The sequence below is a fragment of the Thioclava electrotropha genome, assembly GCF_002085925.2.
Classification (GTDB): domain Bacteria; phylum Pseudomonadota; class Alphaproteobacteria; order Rhodobacterales; family Rhodobacteraceae; genus Thioclava; species Thioclava electrotropha.
In genome coordinates this window covers 4,169,871-4,185,347 of the sequence record NZ_CP053562.1, presented here as the reverse complement: position 1 = coordinate 4,185,347, position 15,477 = coordinate 4,169,871, and the positions used below count along the sequence as shown (strand labels likewise).

The window sequence follows — 15,477 nt, the reverse complement described above, 5'->3', positions numbered from 1 at the left end:
GGGGCGATCGGCGCGCTAGAACCGAGCCATGCCCGCGCCGACGCACGCCCCCGTTTCCAGCGAAATGCCCTGCCTCGATCTCCCCGATCCCGAGGCGACGGAGCGGCTTGGCGCGCTCTTTGCCGAATTCGCCGGGCCGGGCGATGTGCTGCTCCTCGAGGGTCAGATCGGCGCCGGGAAGACCCATTTCGCGCGCGCCCTGATCCAGACGCGGCTCGGCGTGGCAGAACATGTGCCCTCGCCGACCTTCACGTTGGTCCAGACCTACGAGGCGGATTGCGAAATCTGGCATGCCGACCTCTATCGGCTCACCGATCCCGACGAGGTTCTCGAGCTCGGGCTGGATGCGGCCTTCGACTCTGCGATCTGCCTGATCGAATGGCCCGACCGGCTCGGGTCCGCCGCGCCGAAAGGGGCGCTTCGGCTGCGCTTCGAGCAAACCGAAGACGGCGCATCGCGAAGGGTCTGTTTCGAGACGAATACGCCTCTTTCGCGGCAGGTTCTGGAGGCGTGGAATGGCTGACGAAGCCCAGATTCAAAGCTTCCTCACCGCCGCCGGGTGGCACGACGCCAGCCGCCGCCCGCTCGCCGGAGATGCCTCGGCCCGTAGTTACGAACGCCTGACCCGCGGCGAAGATCGCGCCGTGCTGATGAAAGCGCCCAACGGGGCCGAGATCGCCCGCTTCACCCGCATCGGCGATTGGCTGGCCGAGGCCGGTTTTTCCACCCCGCAGGCGTTCGCGCGCGACGATACATCTGGCCTGCTGCTGCTCGAAGATTTCGGCGATGCGCTCGCGGCTCGCCACCTCGACGCGACGCCCGAGGACGAGCCTGCGCTCTATGCTCTGATCACCGAATTCCTCGCCGATCTTCCCCGCCATGCGCCGCCGGAGGATCTGCCGCTGCTGGATGGCCCTGCGCTCGCCGATCTTCTGAATTTGGTGCCGGAGTTCTACCCCTGCACGGATCGTGTTGCCGCAGATGCGCTCCAGAAGGCGATCACCGAAAAATTCGACACTCTTCCGGCGTGGAAGCCGGTCCTCTGCCTGCGCGATTTCCATGCGGAGAACATCATTCTGCTGGACCGTCCGGGCCTGCGCCGCCTCGGGCTTCTCGACTATCAGGACGCGCTGCGCGCCCATCCCGCTTATGATCTGGTTTCCGCGCTGCAGGATGCGCGCCGGGACGTGAGCCCACAGGTCGAGACAGCCGAGATCGCCCATTACTGCGTGCTGACCAAGGCCGACCCGACCACGTTCCGCCTCGCCTACGGTCTGCTTGGCCTGCAACGCGCGCTGCGGATCCTCGGTATCTTCGCACGGCTGACCATTCGAGACGGAAAGCCGCAATATCTTGAGTATATGCCCCGCGTTTACGCCTATATCTCGCGTAACCTCGCTGATCCCGCGCTTGCCGATCTGGCAGAGCTGTTCCACGCCGCCTATCCTGCGCCCGACCCGAATTTGATTGCTGATTTGAGACGAAAATGCCCGACCAGCCCGACGCCTTGATGCTCTTCGCCGCCGGTTTCGGCACGCGCATGGGCGCGCTGACGCAGACCCGGCCCAAACCGATGATCGAGGTCGCAGGGCGTCCTTTGATCGACCACGCGCTTGACCTTGCCCGGGCGGGCGGGGCGCGGCGGCTGGTGGCCAATGTGCATTACCTCGCCGATCAGGTGGTCGCGCATCTGGCCGGGCAGGACGTCGCGATCTCGGATGAGCGCGACGAAATTCTGGAAACCGGCGGCGGGCTGCGCAAGGCGCTGCCGCTGCTGGGTGAGGGGCCCGTGATGACGCTCAACACCGATGCCGTCTGGCGCGGCGCGAACCCCGTGGCCCGGCTGCGTGAAGCGTGGCGGCCCGAGGATATGTCGGCGCTTCTGATGCTGGTGCGGCCCGAAAATGCACGCGGACATGCGGGCGCGGGCGATTTCACGATGGACGAGACCGGCCGCCTGACCCGCGGGCCGGGTTTTGTCTATACCGGTGCGCAAATGCTGAATCCTGCTGGAATAGGCTCTATTTTCGAGCGGAGCTTCTCGCTGAACATCCTGTGGGATGAGATGATCGCGGCGGGGCGTGTCTTCGGCCTCGTGCATGACGGGGGGTGGTGCGATGTCGGGCGACCCGAATCCATTTCGCTGGCCGAGGCGATGCTCGATGAGTGAGGACATCGCCTCCGTCTACGCCCTCCCGCCGGGCGTCGATTTTCCCCGCGTCTTGGTTGCTGGCCTGCGCGCGCGCTTTGCCGATCAGCCGCCCGAGGCGCTGGCCCGGGTCACGCTCTATCTGAACTCCGGGCGGATGCGCCGCCGCGTGCGGGAGGTCTTTCTCGAAAACGGCGCGCTCTATCTGCCGCGGCTCCTGCTGGTGAGCGATCTCGGGGCCGATCCGCTCGCGGGTCTGCCTCTGCCCGTGCCCCCGCTGCGCCGCAAGCTCGAACTGGCCCAGTTCGTGGAGCAACTCACCCGCGCCATGCCCGAATTCGAGGCGGGCGCGAGCCAATTCGCGCTGGCCGAGAGCCTGTATTCACTCCTCGCCGAGATGCAGAGCGAGGGCGTCCATATCGACGATCTCGATCAGCTGGAACTGACCGAGACCCACGCCCGCCACTGGCAGGAGAGCCTGCGCTTCATCCGGATCATCGCGCGTTATTTCGACAACGACGCCGAGCTGGACCGCGAGAGCCGCCAGCGGATGGTCGTGGAGGCTGTGATCGAGCGTTGGCGCGAGACCCCGCCCGCTGATCCGGTGATCGTCGCAGGCTCGACCGGTTCGCACGGGGCGACCTCGCTCTTCATGCAGGCTGTCGCGCGGTTGGAAAACGGGTCGATCGTTCTTCCCGGCTTCGACCGCGACATGACCCAAGCAGCGTGGGATAGTCTCTATTCCGGCCCATTTCCGCTCGAAGACCACCCGCAGTTCCGCTATCGCAGCTTGCTCGATAAGCTCGGGCTCTCGGCGGAGGACGTCGTCGATTGGGATGAGATCTCCGCGCCGGACCCGGGCCGCAACCGCCTCCTTTCGCTGGCGCTGCGGCCGGCGCCGGTCACCGATCAATGGCGGCGTGAAGGCGCTGGGTTGGGGCCGCTCGTTCCTGCCTGTCAGGGGCTGTCGCTGATCGAAGCGCGCGATCCGCGACATGAGGCGCTGTCGATCGCGCTCGCGCTGCGCGACGCGGTCGAGCGGGGCGTCAGTTCGGCTCTGATCACGCCCGATCGTCTTCTGGCGCGCCGCGTGTCGGCGGCGCTCGACCGGTGGGGAATCGTGCCGGACGACAGTGCGGGACAGCCGCTGCAGCAGACTGCGCCGGGCCGGTTCCTGCGGCAGATCGCGGCGATGCGGGCGCGTCCGGTCGGGATCGCCGATCTGATCGCGCTGCTGAAACATCCGCTGACCGCGACAGGTGAGGAGGAACGCGGGCCGCACCTGCGCAACACGCGCGAGCTGGAGCTGCGCCTGCGCCGCTATGGGCCCGCGTTCCCGGATCGCGAGAGTCTCACGAAATGGGCAGAAAAAGACCCTGATTCACGGGAATCTTGGGCGCAGTGGCTCTGCGATATTCTCGAAGATTTCGCGGCACCTCCCGCGGCCGCGCTGACAGATCACGTGGAACAGCACTTCCGGCTCGCCGAACGGGTCGCCGCCGGACCGAGTGCCGCGACCGAGACCAGCGAGCTGTGGCGCGAGGCGGCGGGCCGTGAAGCGCGTCGCCTGATGGAAGACCTGCGCAGCCAGTCCGGCTTCGGCGGGCTTCTTGGCGCGCTCGATTACGCCGATCTGGTCAATCGACACCTTCAGAGCGGGCTCGTGCGGCAGACACTCGCGGCGCATCCTTTGATTGCGATCTGGGGGACGCTGGAAGCGCGCGCGCAGGGGGCCGAGCTGGTGATCTGTGGCGGGCTGAACGAGGGAAGCTGGCCCGAAGCGCCCGCGCCCGATCCGTGGTTCAGCCGTCAAATGCGGCTGGAATCGGGTCTATTGCTGCCCGAACGGCAGGTCGGCCTCTCGGCGCATGACTTCCAGCAGGCGGTTGCCGGGCCGCAGGTGATCCTGTCGCGCTGTGCGCGCGATGCAGAGGCGCAGACGATCCCGTCGCGCTGGCTCAACCGGCTTTTGAATCTCGTCGACGGCTTGCCCGATCAAGGCGGCACCGAGGCGCTGGCCGAGATGCGCGGGCGCGGTAAACGCTGGCTCGATCTGGCGGACGCGCTGGAGACGCCGCGGATCACGCTGGAGCCCGCCAAGCGCCCGTCGCCGCGCCCGCCGGTCGATGTGCGCCCGCGCGAATTGCCGGTCACCGCGATCGAGACCCTGATCCGCGACCCCTACGACATCTACGCGAAGCGCATCCTGAAGCTGCGCGCCCTCGATCCGCTGCGCCCCGAACCCGACGCCTTGCTGCGTGGGCAGGTCCTGCACCAGATCGTCGAAACCTTCGTGAAGACCTATGACGAGACCGCCACCATCGAAGCGGCCCAAGCACGTCTGATGGAGATCGCGGAGGAGGTGATGCTCCGTGAAATCCCGTGGCCCAGTGCGCAGCGCATCTGGCTCGCAAGGGTCCGAGGGATCGCCGAGACATTTTGCCGGGCCGAGGCCGAGCGTCGCGCGCAGGGCGCGCCCATGGTGGTAGAGAAAAAAGGCTCTGTTTCACTGCAAAACCCGATTTTCACGCTGACTGCGAAGCCCGACCGGATCGACATTCTCGAGGACGGGCGCGCATGGATCTACGATTACAAAACTGGCACGCCGCCTTCCGAACGGGAGGTGATGGCCTTCAACAAGCAGATGCTTCTGGAGGCCGCGATGGTCGGGCGTGGGGCCTTCGAGGCGATCGGGCCGCGCGAGGTCGCGGGCATGTCCTATGTGCGGCTCGGCGGCGACGGCGCCACCACGCAGATCAAGGGCAAATCCGGGGATCGCAGCGAGACGCCCGAGGAGAGCTGGGAGAAATTCCGCAAACTGATCGCGCGCTATTTCGAACCGTCGCAAGGCTTCACCGCGCGGCGCGCTCCGCAAAAAGCGCGCGCGCGGACGGACTATGATCAGGTCTCGCGCTTCGGGGAATGGGATGTCACCGATGAGGTCGAGGGGGAGGACGTGTCATGACCCATCCGGCCAGCCTCAGACAGCATCAGGCCTCGCAACCGGACAGCTCGGTCTGGCTCGCCGCGAATGCGGGCTCGGGCAAAACCAAGGTGCTGACCGACCGCGTCGCGCGCATGCTTTTGGCGGGAACAGAGCCTCAACGCATCCTGTGCCTGACCTACACCAAGGCCGCCGCGGCGGAGATGCAGAACCGACTGCTTGGGCTGCTGGGCGGCTGGGCGATGATGGACGAGGCGAAGCTGCGCGAGAAGCTAAGGGCGCTGGGTGCCGATGAGGCGCTCTCTGCCGAGGATCTGGCGAAAGCGCGGCGGCTGTTCGCCAAGGCGATCGAGACGCCGGGCGGGCTGAAGATCCAGACCATTCACGCCTTCTGCGCGGGGCTGCTGCGCCGCTTCCCGCTTGAGGCGAAAGTCTCGCCGGGCTTTTCCGAGATGGACGACCGCGCCGGCGAATTGATGCGCGAGGATATCCTCGAGGAGATCGCGACTGGCCCGGATTGCGACCGGCTCGATGCGTTGCTCGGCGTCTATTCCGGCGAGGATCTGACGTCGCTTGCAGCCGATATAAGCCGGAATAGGGTCGGTTTTGCAGGCGATCTGGGCTTGCCCGATCTGCTGGAAGCCTACGATCTGCCGCGGGACATGACCGAAGAGGCGCTGCTGTCAGAAGTCTTCGACGACGGCGATCTGAAGATGATCCGCGAGGTCGCGCCTGCGTTTCTTGCAAGCTCCAAGAACGATCAGCGCGTCGGCGCAGGTCTGGCGGCGGCGCGCACCCGCGATCTGGACGCTGTGCAGGCCCTGGAAGATGTGCTTTGCGTCAAGAAACCGAAGGACGGCCCGCCCTATCAGCCCAAGCTCGACAAGGTTGCCACCAAGGCGCTCGCCAAATCGCTGGGCGACGGCACGATGGCGGCGCTGTCCGACCTGTCCGAGCGCGTCTCCGAGAACCGTCCCCGCCGTCTCGCTTTCGTCGCGGCCAAGCGCGCCCATGCGTTGCACCGGTTCGCGCAGGTCTTCCTGCCACGGCTCGACGCCTATAAGGCCGCGCGCGGCTGGCTCGATTTCGACGATCTGATCGACCGGGCGGCGGCGCTGCTGGATGAGCCGTCTGTGGCGCAATGGGTGCTGTTCCGCCTCGATGGCGGGATCGACCATATCCTCGTCGATGAGGCGCAGGATACCAGCCCCCGGCAATGGCGGGTGATCGAGCGGATCGCCGAGGAATTCACCTCCGGCGAGGGCGCGCATAAGGGCGAACGCACGCTGTTTGTGGTGGGCGACCGCAAGCAGTCGATCTATTCCTTCCAAGGGGCCGACCTCCAGCAATTCGAGGAGATGCGCGCCCATTTCGCCCGAAAATTCGCGGATATCGGTCGCGCGCTCTCTCCGCTGGAGCTGGAGCATTCCTTCCGATCGTCCGCCGCCGTGCTGCGTTCCGTGGACCTCGCTTTTGCGCGCGGGGCCGAACAGGGCCTGGGCGGCGCGCCCTCGCATATCGCCTTCCACGAGGCGCTTCCGGGCCGCGTCGATCTGTGGCCCGCGATCGAGGCGGTGAAGACGGATGATGAGGACGATTGGGAGAGCCCGGTCGATCTCACGAGCGCGGAATCTGCGATTTCTCAGCTGTCGCGCATGATCGCTGCCGAGATTTCCGCGATGATCGCGCAAGGCGTGCAGATCCCGGATCACGAGGCGCCCGGCGGCGCGCGCCCGGTGCATGAGGGCGATTTCCTGATCCTCGTGCGGCGTCGCTCGGAGCTGTTTTCCGAGATCATCCGCGCCTGCAAATCGATCGGGCTGGCGGTCGCGGGGGCGGATCGCCTGAAGCTCGGGGCGGAGCTTGCGGTGCGTGATATTCGCTCGCTTCTCAGCTTCCTCGCGACGCCCGAGGACGATCTGTCGCTGGCGGAGGCGTTGCGCTCGCCGCTTCTGAACTGGTCCGAGCAGGAGCTCTATCAGCTCGCGCAGCCCCGGAAGGGCTATCTCTGGGAGGCGCTCCGCCGTGGCGAGATGCGGCGCGATACGCAGGAGATGCTGAAAGATCTGCGCGACAATTCTGATTTCCTGCGGCCATTCGAGCTGATCGAACGCCTGCTGACCCGGCATGGCGGGCGCGAGCGGCTTCTGGCGCGGCTCGGCCCCGAGGCGGAGGACGGGATCGACGAGCTGATCTCGCAGGCACTGGCGTTCGAGCGTAACGAAGTGCCCAGCCTGACCGGGTTCCTCGGCTGGCTCGATGCGGATGACGTGCAGGTAAAACGGCAGCTGGACGGGGCAGGGCGCGCGATCCGGGTGATGACGGTCCACGGCTCGAAAGGGCTGGAAGCGCCGATCGTTATCCTGCCCGATACGGCGAAGAAAAAAGAGCCTAATCCGCCTAAAATCCTGCGTTTGGACAATGGCGTCGCGGGCTTGCGGCAGCCCACGACGGACGCGCCGGAGGCCCAGCTTTCGGCTGCGGGTAAGGAGACGACTGCCCGCACGGAAGAGGCACAGCGGCTTCTCTACGTTGCGATGACGCGGGCGGAGAAATGGCTGATTGTGGCCGCAGCCGGTGAGGTCGGCGAGGGCGACGAGACTTGGTATAGCCGGATGAAATCGGGCCTCGAAGCTGCCGGGACCGAGGACGTCACGGGGCTTTCCAAGCCGTTGCAGGAGCTGGGCGAGTTTCCACGCCACGCCACGGGCGCATGGCCGGAAAACGCGCTCGCGCCAGCGGCCGCAGAGGAGGTCACGCGACTGGATCTGCCCGCATGGAGCCTCACCCTAGCCGCTGCCGTCGAGCCGCCGCCGCGTCCGCTTTCGCCCTCTGATCTGGGCGGGGCGAAGGCTCTGTTCGGCGGTGGCGAGATCATGGACGAAGACGAGGCGCTGCGGCACGGCCGCAACCTGCACCGGCTCCTCGAATATCTGCCCGAACGGCCGCGCGACCAGTGGGAAGACCTTGCCGAACTGCTGCTGTCCGAGGGCGAGGATGTGCTGCTTCCGGGTGAAATAGAGCCTGTTTTGGCCGAAGCGATCCGCGTTCTCGAAGCGCCGGGCATGGCGGCCTGGCTGGGTCCGGACTGTCTGGCGGAGGTCGAGATCACCGCCGCGCTGGAGGAATTCGGCGGCCAGCGGATTCACGGCTTCCTCGACCGTCTGCGGATCGATGCCGAAGGCGTTCATGTCCTCGATTACAAATCCAACCGCATCGTCCCCGCGTCACCCGATCAGGTGCCCGAGGGGATCGTGCGACAGATGGCCGCCTATCGCGCGGCATTGCGCCAAATTCACCCCGGAAGCGCCATCACCTGCGCGATCCTGTGGACACAGGACGGAACGATCATGCCGCTCGCAGATGCACAGCTAGACGGGAGCTTGCGCACGCCCACTGTATCTTGACGCCGACGGGGGCGGAACTTACCTTCCTTGCCGACCCAATATTCAGGAGGCTGACATGGCTACCGTTGCTGTTACCGACGCCACTTTCGACGAAGAAGTGCGCAAGTCCGACGTTCCCGTCGTGGTGGATTTCTGGGCTGAATGGTGCGGCCCCTGCCGCATGATCGGCCCGTCGCTCGAAGAGATTGCCCAGGAAATGTCGGGCAAGATCAAGGTCGTGAAAGTGAACGTCGACGAGAACCCCGACAGCCCGGCGACGCTGGGCGTGCGTGGCATCCCCGCCCTGTTCCTGTTCAAGGATGGCGAGGTCGTCTCGAACAAGATCGGCGCAGCCCCGAAAGCGGCGCTGCAAAGCTGGATCAACGAATCGATCTGATCTGCGGATCAGGTTTGACGGAAAAGGGCGCCCTCGGGCGCCTTTTTTCATATCGGCCAGCCGAAATGGCGCAGCCGCGCGCGAAGCCGCTCTTCGAATTCGGGGCGGCCCGCGTTGAGCGATTGCAGCTGCAGGAACCAGTAGAGGTATCGCGCCACCGGCGGGGTCTCGCGCAGTTTGGCGAAAGCGGCCTCGATCCCGTCGCGCGGCACCGATCCGGCGATGTGGTGAAAATCCGACAGGCCGAACAGGATCGCCGGTTTGCGCAGGAAGAACCCTTCGAGGGCGAGCGCGCTGTTTTGCGTTGCAACGAAGCGGCAGCGGCGCAGCAACTCAGGCGAGCCGCCGGACTGAAAGCGAAAGCGCGGGTGACGGGCCGCGATTGCCTCCAGCGCCTCTATTTCGCGTGCTGTGTAATCCTCGTTGGGGTGCAGCGTCGCCACGACCGGGCCGGAGTGTCGGGCCAGCACCTCTTCGATCATCTGCACCGGGCTCACCGACTGAAACGAGCGGTGATCCAGCAGCCGTCCCTGTAGCGGGATGAAGGACAGATCCTCCTCATCGAACGGTTTTACGCCGGGATAGAGCCTATTTCGCGTGGAAAAGAAGAATTGCGCGGCGGCGTCCCCGTCCACTTCCTCGGCATCGAACGCTGCCTTCGCGACCGGCCAATCCCACCGCTCCGCCTCCGCCTCCACATGCCAGAACGCCCCCACATAGGTCCGTCGGCAGGTCAGCGCCCGCGCATGGGTCGGCGGCTCCATCCGGTAGAGCGCATAGCCCTCGCGCGCGGGGGCCGCCGCGCGCGCCTCGGGGCCTGTCCGATGCAGGCTGACGGTCCAATCCGCCGTCTCCACCGCTCCGATCAGCCGCTTGAAGAAATTGTGTTCACCGGCCCGGACCTGCTCCAGAATCCAGTCATCGAGATAGATCGAAAGGTGCTGCGCGCTCATGCGGTGACGCTAGCCGCAGGCTCACGCACCGGCAAGCGGGGTTGCAGCCCCGGCCTGCGGGTTACATATCTTTGGCGCAAACGGAGGACTAACATGGCCGAAGAGAAATTCCCGGGCTGGCACGGCACGACGATCATCGGCATCCGCAAGGGTGGTAAAGTGGTGGTCGCGGGCGACGGGCAGGTCAGCCTTGGCCAGACCGTCATCAAAGGCTCGGCGCGCAAGGTGCGCCGCCTGAGCCCCGGCGGTCACGACATCGTGGCGGGCTTCGCAGGCTCGACCGCGGATGCGTTCACCCTGCTGGAGCGGCTCGAGAAGAAGCTCGAAGCCTCGCCCGGGCAGCTGATGCGCGGCTGCGTGGAGCTGGCGAAGGATTGGCGCATGGACAAATACCTGCGCAATCTCGAAGCGATGCTGATCGTGACGGATGGCAAGGACCTCTATGTCCTGACCGGCGCGGGCGACGTGCTGGAGCCGGAACACGGCATTGCCGCGATCGGCTCTGGCGGGAATTTCGCCCTCGCCGCGGCGCGCGGGCTGATGGAAACCGATCTCGACGCCGAGGCGGTCGCGCGCAAGGCAATGGCGATCGCGTCGGACATCTGCGTCTACACCAACGGCAACCTGGCGGTGGAGAGCATCGGTGGCTGAGCTGACGCGCGACGATCTGCGCGCGGCGGTCGCGGCTGGCCATATCAACGAGGCGCAGGCCGCGTCTGTGATGGCGCTGGCCAGTAACCGCCTCGCCGGTCGCGCGGCCCTTCCGGCCGAGGACGAACCGTTCGAGCTGTTCAAAGGTTTCGCCGAGATCTTCGTGACCGTCGGCCTCGGCATCCTGATCACCGGGTCGTTCGGCTTCCTCCTCTTTGCGGGCGGCAAGCTGGGTTACGCGATGCTGATCCCGCTGATCGCGCTGCTGGGCGAATATTTCACCCGCAAGCGCAGGATGGTGCTGCCCTCGATCCTGCTGACGCTCACGCTGGGCGGGGCGGTGCTGGCGAGCTTCCTCGGCATTCCGATCCTCGGGATGCGCTTCATCGCCGAAGCCCCGAACTTCGATCTCGCGCTGGTCGCGACCGCCGTCGCGCTGATTGCGTGGTTCCTGCGCTACCGGGTGCCGTTCTCGATGTTCCTCGTGGGGCTTTGCGGGCTGGGCCTGCTTCTGTCCTTCGCAAAAGGCTTCGACCCCGAAGCGCCGATTTCGCAGACGGTCGACCTGTTTGATCTGTCCAACGGCTCGGCGCTGTCGCTGGCGATGCTGGTCTTCGGGCTTCTGGCGCTCGCAGGTGGCATCTGGTTCGACATGCGCGACCCGCATCGGCTGGGTCGGCAATCGGCCTCGGGCTTCTGGCTGCACGTGCTCGCCGCCCCCGCGCTGGTCAACACGCTCGCGCTGACCTTCTACAAGATGGGGCCGGGGACGGGCTATGTGCTTCTGCTCGCCACGCTTGCGGTCTTTGCCGCGCTGGCGCTGATCATCGACCGGCGCTCCTTCTTCACGGCCGGGATCGGCTACATGATCTTCCTCAGCTTCTACGCGTTTGGCGACGCCGCCGATCCGCGCAGCTGGTGGATCACGCTGATCCTGATCGGCCTCTTTCTCACCGCGCTCGGCTCTTTCTGGACCGAGCTGCGCACGCGCCTGATGCGCGCGCTTCCCAATTTTCCCGGCAAGCACCGCCTGCCGCCCTATGCCACGGAGTAATCCATGACCGATCTGACCCCCCGCGAAATCGTCTCGGAACTCGACCGTTTCATCATCGGCCAGAAGGACGCCAAGCGCGCCGTCGCCGTTGCGCTGCGCAACCGCTGGCGCCGTCAGCAACTGCCCGACGATCTGCGCGAAGAGGTCTATCCGAAGAACATCCTGATGATCGGCCCGACCGGCGTCGGCAAGACCGAGATCTCGCGCCGTCTGGCGAAACTGGCCCGCGCGCCTTTCCTGAAGGTCGAGGCCACGAAGTTCACCGAAGTGGGCTATGTCGGCCGTGACGTGGAGCAGATCATCCGCGATCTGGCCGATGTCGCGATGGTGCAGACCCGCGACTACATGCGCGAAGAGGTGAAGGCGAAGGCGCATCAGGCCGCCGAGGATCGCGTGATCGCCGCGCTCGCCGGCACCGATGCGCGCGAAAGCACCCGCGAGATGTTCCGCAAGAAGCTGCGCGATGGAGAGCTCGACGACAAGATCATCGAGCTGGACGTGGCCGATCAGTCCGGCGGCATGCCGCTCGGGATGATGGGCGGTCAGCCGGGCATGGAACAGCAGATGCAGGGTCTTCAGGACCTGTTCAAAGCCTTCGGCGGCAACCGCACCACGCGGCGCAAGATGACCGTCTCGGAGAGCTACGAGACGCTGATCTCGGAAGAGGCCGACAAGCTTCTCGACGACGAGACGGTGAAGACCGCAGCCCTCGAGGCCGTGCAGCATTCCGGCATGGTCTTCATCGACGAGATCGACAAGGTCACGGCGCGCTCGGATGCGCGCGGGGCCGATGTCTCGCGCGAAGGCGTGCAGCGCGACCTGCTGCCGCTGATCGAAGGCACGACGGTCTCGACCAAGCTCGGCCCGGTGAAGACCGACCATATCCTCTTTATCGCCTCGGGCGCGTTCCACATCGCGAAACCCTCGGACCTGCTGCCTGAATTGCAGGGCCGTCTGCCGATCCGCGTGGAGTTGCAGGCGCTGACCGAGCAGGACTTCACCCGCATCCTGTCGGAGACCGACAACGCGCTGACCCGCCAATATCAGGCGCTGATGAAGACCGAAGAGGTCGAGGTCGCCTTCACCGAAGACGGCATCGCGGCGCTCGCCCGGATCGCGGCGGAGGTCAATCAATCGGTCGAGAATATCGGTGCGAGAAGGCTCTATACCGTCATGGAACGCGTGTTCGAGGAGCTGTCCTTCACTGCGCCCGACCGTGGCGGACAAAGCGTCACCGTCGATGCGGAATTCGTCGAGAACGAGCTGGGCGATCTGACCCGCGACACCGATCTGAGCCGCTACGTCCTCTAGGGCACTGGCACCTCGCGCGCGCTCTGTTATCCTCCTGCGGGAGGGATGCGAGGCACGGGCGATGGCGCGGTTTCTGATCGTAATCTTGATGCTGAGCTTGGCCGCCTGCGCACCGCGTGGGCGGCTTGCCTATCTCGATCACCCGGTCGCCGATGCGCGCTCGATTTTTGTGGGCTCGACCCGGGCGCCCGATCCGCAGACCGGGCAACCCTTCGGCACCGCGCGCAGCCAGCAGCTGCGGCTCGCACGTTTCGACGTCGCGACGCCCCCGGACCGCGAGGTGGCCGAGATCGCCTATCCGATGACCGACACCTTGCCGGTCGACCCGGACAAGCAGTTCCTCGTCTCGCAATCCGAGATCGACATGAAGCGCCCTGCGTTCCAGTCGGAGCTGCGCACGGCGCTGCGCAAACATGACGGGCAGGCGGTGCTGTTCGTCCACGGCTTCAACAACTCCTTCGCCGAGGGCCTCTATCGGATGGCGCAGATGGGCGCGGATTTCGATCTGCCCGGCGTGCTGGTGCATTATTCCTGGCCGTCGCGGGCGAATGTGCTGGGCTATGCCTATGACCGGGATTCGGTGCTGTTCGCGCGCGACGGGCTGGAGAGATTGATCGACGATCTGAACGCGGCGGGGGCGAAACGCATCCTGATCGTGGGGCATTCGCTGGGCGCGGAACTGGTGATGGAGGTGCTGCGTCAGGAGGCGATTACGCGCAAACAGGGTCGATTTTCGACGATTTCCGGGGTGGTCCTGATCTCGCCGGACATTGCGGTGGATGTGTTCAAGACGCAGGCCGACGCGATCGGTGCGTTGCCGCAGCCGTTCATTATCTTCACCTCCGCGAAGGATCGCGCGCTCCAGCTATCGGCGCGGCTGTCGGGCAAGCGCGACCGGCTGGGCAATCTGGAAGACGTCTCAAGTATCGCGCATTACAAGGTGACGCTGATCAACGTCTCGGCCTTCAACACAGGCGACGGGCATTTCAACGTCGTCACCTCGCCTGCGCTGATCCGGCTGCTCGACAGCGCGCAGAAAGTGGCCGAGGTGCTCGAGGTCGAGCAGTTCGGGCGCACGGGGCTGGGCGATGCGGTGGTGCTGACGGTCGAGAATACGACGCAGATCATCCTCGCGCCGATCTCGGGCGGTTAGCGAATCCGGCGCAGATAGACGTAGTAGGCGCCCGCGCCACCATGTTTCAGATGTGCTTCGTTGATCTGCATGACGGCGGGCGCGAGCGGCATCATCCGCAACCAGTGCGGCACCTGATGGCGTAACACCCCCACCCGCCGCGGGATCGGGCCGTCATCGTCGCCGCGCTTGCCCTTGCCTGTGATCACAAGCACCAGCCGCTTGCCGTGGCTTTGCGAATTCAGGATGAAGCGGATTAGTTCGGGATGAGCTTCGGTCAATGTCAGCCCGTGCAGATCGAGCACGCCTTCGGGCTTCAGCTTGCCGCGCGTCATCGCCTTATGCGCCTTGCGGTCCATCGTGACGGGCTGACGTGCGAGATGCTCGCCCGGCTCCGGGGCAAGGTCGTGACGGCCCGGCGAGGGTTTCGCGTGCTGACCCATCTCGAAACTGCGCAGCCCCTCGGCCCTCGCTTTCGGCTTGGGTTTCGGCGTCAGAAAAGACTCTAATTCGGCGGGATCGGCCTTTTTCGGGCGGTAGTTCTCCGTCGTCGACGCCACGCGATCCCACAGCGCGCGTTCCTCGGGGCTGAGTTTGCGTTTGCGGCTCATGCGCGCCTCCGCAAGCCGATCATCCGGCCCTTGGCGTTGATCGCGCCCGCGATGCGCCCGGCGTCCATGCCGGTGCCGATGAAGAGATCGCCGCGCCCCGCGCCCTTGATCGCAGAGCCAACGTCCTGCGCCACCATCAGCCGCTGTCCAAAGCCCGGACAGTCGATCCAGACCGGGCTGCCCAGCGGCACGACCTCGGGGTCTACGGCGAGGCTGCGTCCCGCGCTCACCGGACGCCCCATCGCGCCCAGGGGGCCGGTGTCGCCCGGGATATCCAGCACCCGGAAGAATACGAAAGAGGGGTTGTGATCGAGCAGTCCTTGCAGCTGATCGGGGTTCTCGGCGGCCCAGCGTCGGATGAACTCGGGCGTCATCTCCTCGGGCGGGGCTGCGCCGCGCGCGATCAGCTCCTTGCCGATCGAGCGGTAGGGATGCCCGTTCTTGCCGTCGAACCCCAGCCGCAGGCTGCCGCCATCTTCAAACCGCACCCGCAGCGAGCCTTGCACCTGCGCGAGATAGGCCTCGATCGGGCTCTCCAGCCAAATCAGTTCGTGCCCCGCCAGTAGATCGCCCGCCGCGATCTCGGCGCGGGTATACCACGGCGAATTAGACCCTATTTCACCCGGTTTCGCATAAAGCGGCCAGGTGAAGCGGTCGGATTTCTTCCGCGCGCCGGGCAGTTCGGGTTCGTAATATCCGGTGAAATGCGCAGCCCCCTCGGGGGCGATTTCATAGGGGGCGAAATAGGTTTCGAAGGCGGTTCTGGCATCGTCCAGCCCGGCGGTGTCCATCCCATAGAGATCGGCCGTAACGCAAAACGCCGCCCAAGCGGCGGCGTGATCGTCCCGGGTCCAGCCGGGAATATCGGCGAAGGACAGCGCCACCGGCT

General features: G+C 65.7%; 13 protein-coding genes. 10 read left to right on the top strand and 3 right to left on the bottom strand.

Going from position 1 to position 15,477, the window contains the following annotated elements; translation table 11 throughout:
- Positions 1-28 precede the first annotated feature (28 nt).
- Genes tsaE through trxA form a run of 6 tightly spaced genes read left to right on the top strand, consistent with a single transcriptional unit; the run spans position 29 to position 8,876 of the window.
- Positions 29-523: a tRNA (adenosine(37)-N6)-threonylcarbamoyltransferase complex ATPase subunit type 1 TsaE gene (tsaE, locus tag AKL02_RS19970; protein WP_083079410.1), complete on the top strand. Its 495-nt coding sequence runs from the start codon at positions 29-31 to the stop codon at positions 521-523.
- Positions 516-1,511, top strand: coding sequence for an aminoglycoside phosphotransferase family protein (locus tag AKL02_RS19965; protein WP_083079408.1), 996 nt, complete (start codon positions 516-518; stop codon positions 1,509-1,511). Before tsaE ends, AKL02_RS19965 begins: the two co-directional genes overlap by 8 nt.
- Positions 1,487-2,170 carry a nucleotidyltransferase family protein gene (locus AKL02_RS19960; protein WP_083079406.1) on the top strand — a complete coding sequence of 228 codons (684 nt, stop codon included), beginning with the start codon at positions 1,487-1,489 and terminating at the stop codon, positions 2,168-2,170. The genes AKL02_RS19965 and AKL02_RS19960 overlap by 25 nt, the downstream gene beginning before the upstream one ends.
- Positions 2,163-5,114 carry a double-strand break repair protein AddB gene (gene addB, locus AKL02_RS19955; RefSeq protein ID WP_083079403.1) on the top strand — a complete coding sequence of 984 codons (2,952 nt, stop codon included), beginning with the start codon at positions 2,163-2,165 and terminating at the stop codon, positions 5,112-5,114. The genes AKL02_RS19960 and addB overlap by 8 nt, the downstream gene beginning before the upstream one ends.
- On the top strand, positions 5,111-8,500 hold the full coding sequence (gene addA / locus AKL02_RS19950; RefSeq protein WP_083079401.1) for a double-strand break repair helicase AddA: 3,390 nt from the start codon (positions 5,111-5,113) through the stop codon (positions 8,498-8,500). Before addB ends, addA begins: the two co-directional genes overlap by 4 nt.
- Positions 8,501-8,555: 55 nt before the next feature.
- Positions 8,556-8,876, top strand: a complete 321-nt coding sequence (gene trxA, locus AKL02_RS19945; RefSeq protein WP_078522726.1) for a thioredoxin — start codon at positions 8,556-8,558, stop codon at positions 8,874-8,876.
- 47 nt (positions 8,877-8,923) lie between these two features.
- Here the strand turns inward: trxA and AKL02_RS19940 are convergent, their stop codons facing one another.
- A complete protein-coding gene (locus AKL02_RS19940; protein ID WP_083079399.1) occupies positions 8,924-9,829 on the bottom strand; it encodes a UDP-N-acetyl glucosamine 2-epimerase in 906 nt (301 codons plus the stop codon).
- Positions 9,830-9,922: 93 nt separating this feature from the next.
- Here AKL02_RS19940 and hslV point away from each other — a divergent pair, with 93 nt between their 5' ends.
- The 4 genes from hslV to AKL02_RS19920 all read left to right on the top strand — a co-directional run bounded on the left by hslV (position 9,923) and on the right by AKL02_RS19920 (position 13,998).
- Positions 9,923-10,480, top strand: a complete 558-nt coding sequence (gene hslV, locus AKL02_RS19935; protein ID WP_083079397.1) for an ATP-dependent protease subunit HslV — start codon at positions 9,923-9,925, stop codon at positions 10,478-10,480.
- On the top strand, positions 10,473-11,534 hold the full coding sequence (locus AKL02_RS19930; RefSeq protein ID WP_078541443.1) for a hypothetical protein: 1,062 nt from the start codon (positions 10,473-10,475) through the stop codon (positions 11,532-11,534). Before hslV ends, AKL02_RS19930 begins: the two co-directional genes overlap by 8 nt.
- A gap of 3 nt (positions 11,535-11,537) precedes the next feature.
- On the top strand, positions 11,538-12,845 hold the full coding sequence (gene hslU / locus AKL02_RS19925; RefSeq protein ID WP_078602462.1) for an ATP-dependent protease ATPase subunit HslU: 1,308 nt from the start codon (positions 11,538-11,540) through the stop codon (positions 12,843-12,845).
- 61 nt (positions 12,846-12,906) lie between these two features.
- Positions 12,907-13,998, top strand: coding sequence for an alpha/beta hydrolase (locus tag AKL02_RS19920; protein WP_083079395.1), 1,092 nt, complete (start codon positions 12,907-12,909; stop codon positions 13,996-13,998).
- Here the strand turns inward: AKL02_RS19920 and AKL02_RS19915 are convergent.
- A complete protein-coding gene (locus AKL02_RS19915; RefSeq protein WP_083079393.1) occupies positions 13,995-14,588 on the bottom strand; it encodes a Smr/MutS family protein in 594 nt (197 codons plus the stop codon). The genes AKL02_RS19920 and AKL02_RS19915 overlap by 4 nt on opposite strands.
- Complete coding sequence (gene mltA / locus AKL02_RS19910) at positions 14,585-15,472, bottom strand: murein transglycosylase A (protein WP_232621674.1); 888 nt, start codon at positions 15,470-15,472, stop codon at positions 14,585-14,587. The genes AKL02_RS19915 and mltA overlap by 4 nt, the downstream gene beginning before the upstream one ends.
- Between the last annotated feature and the right edge of the window lie 5 nt (positions 15,473-15,477).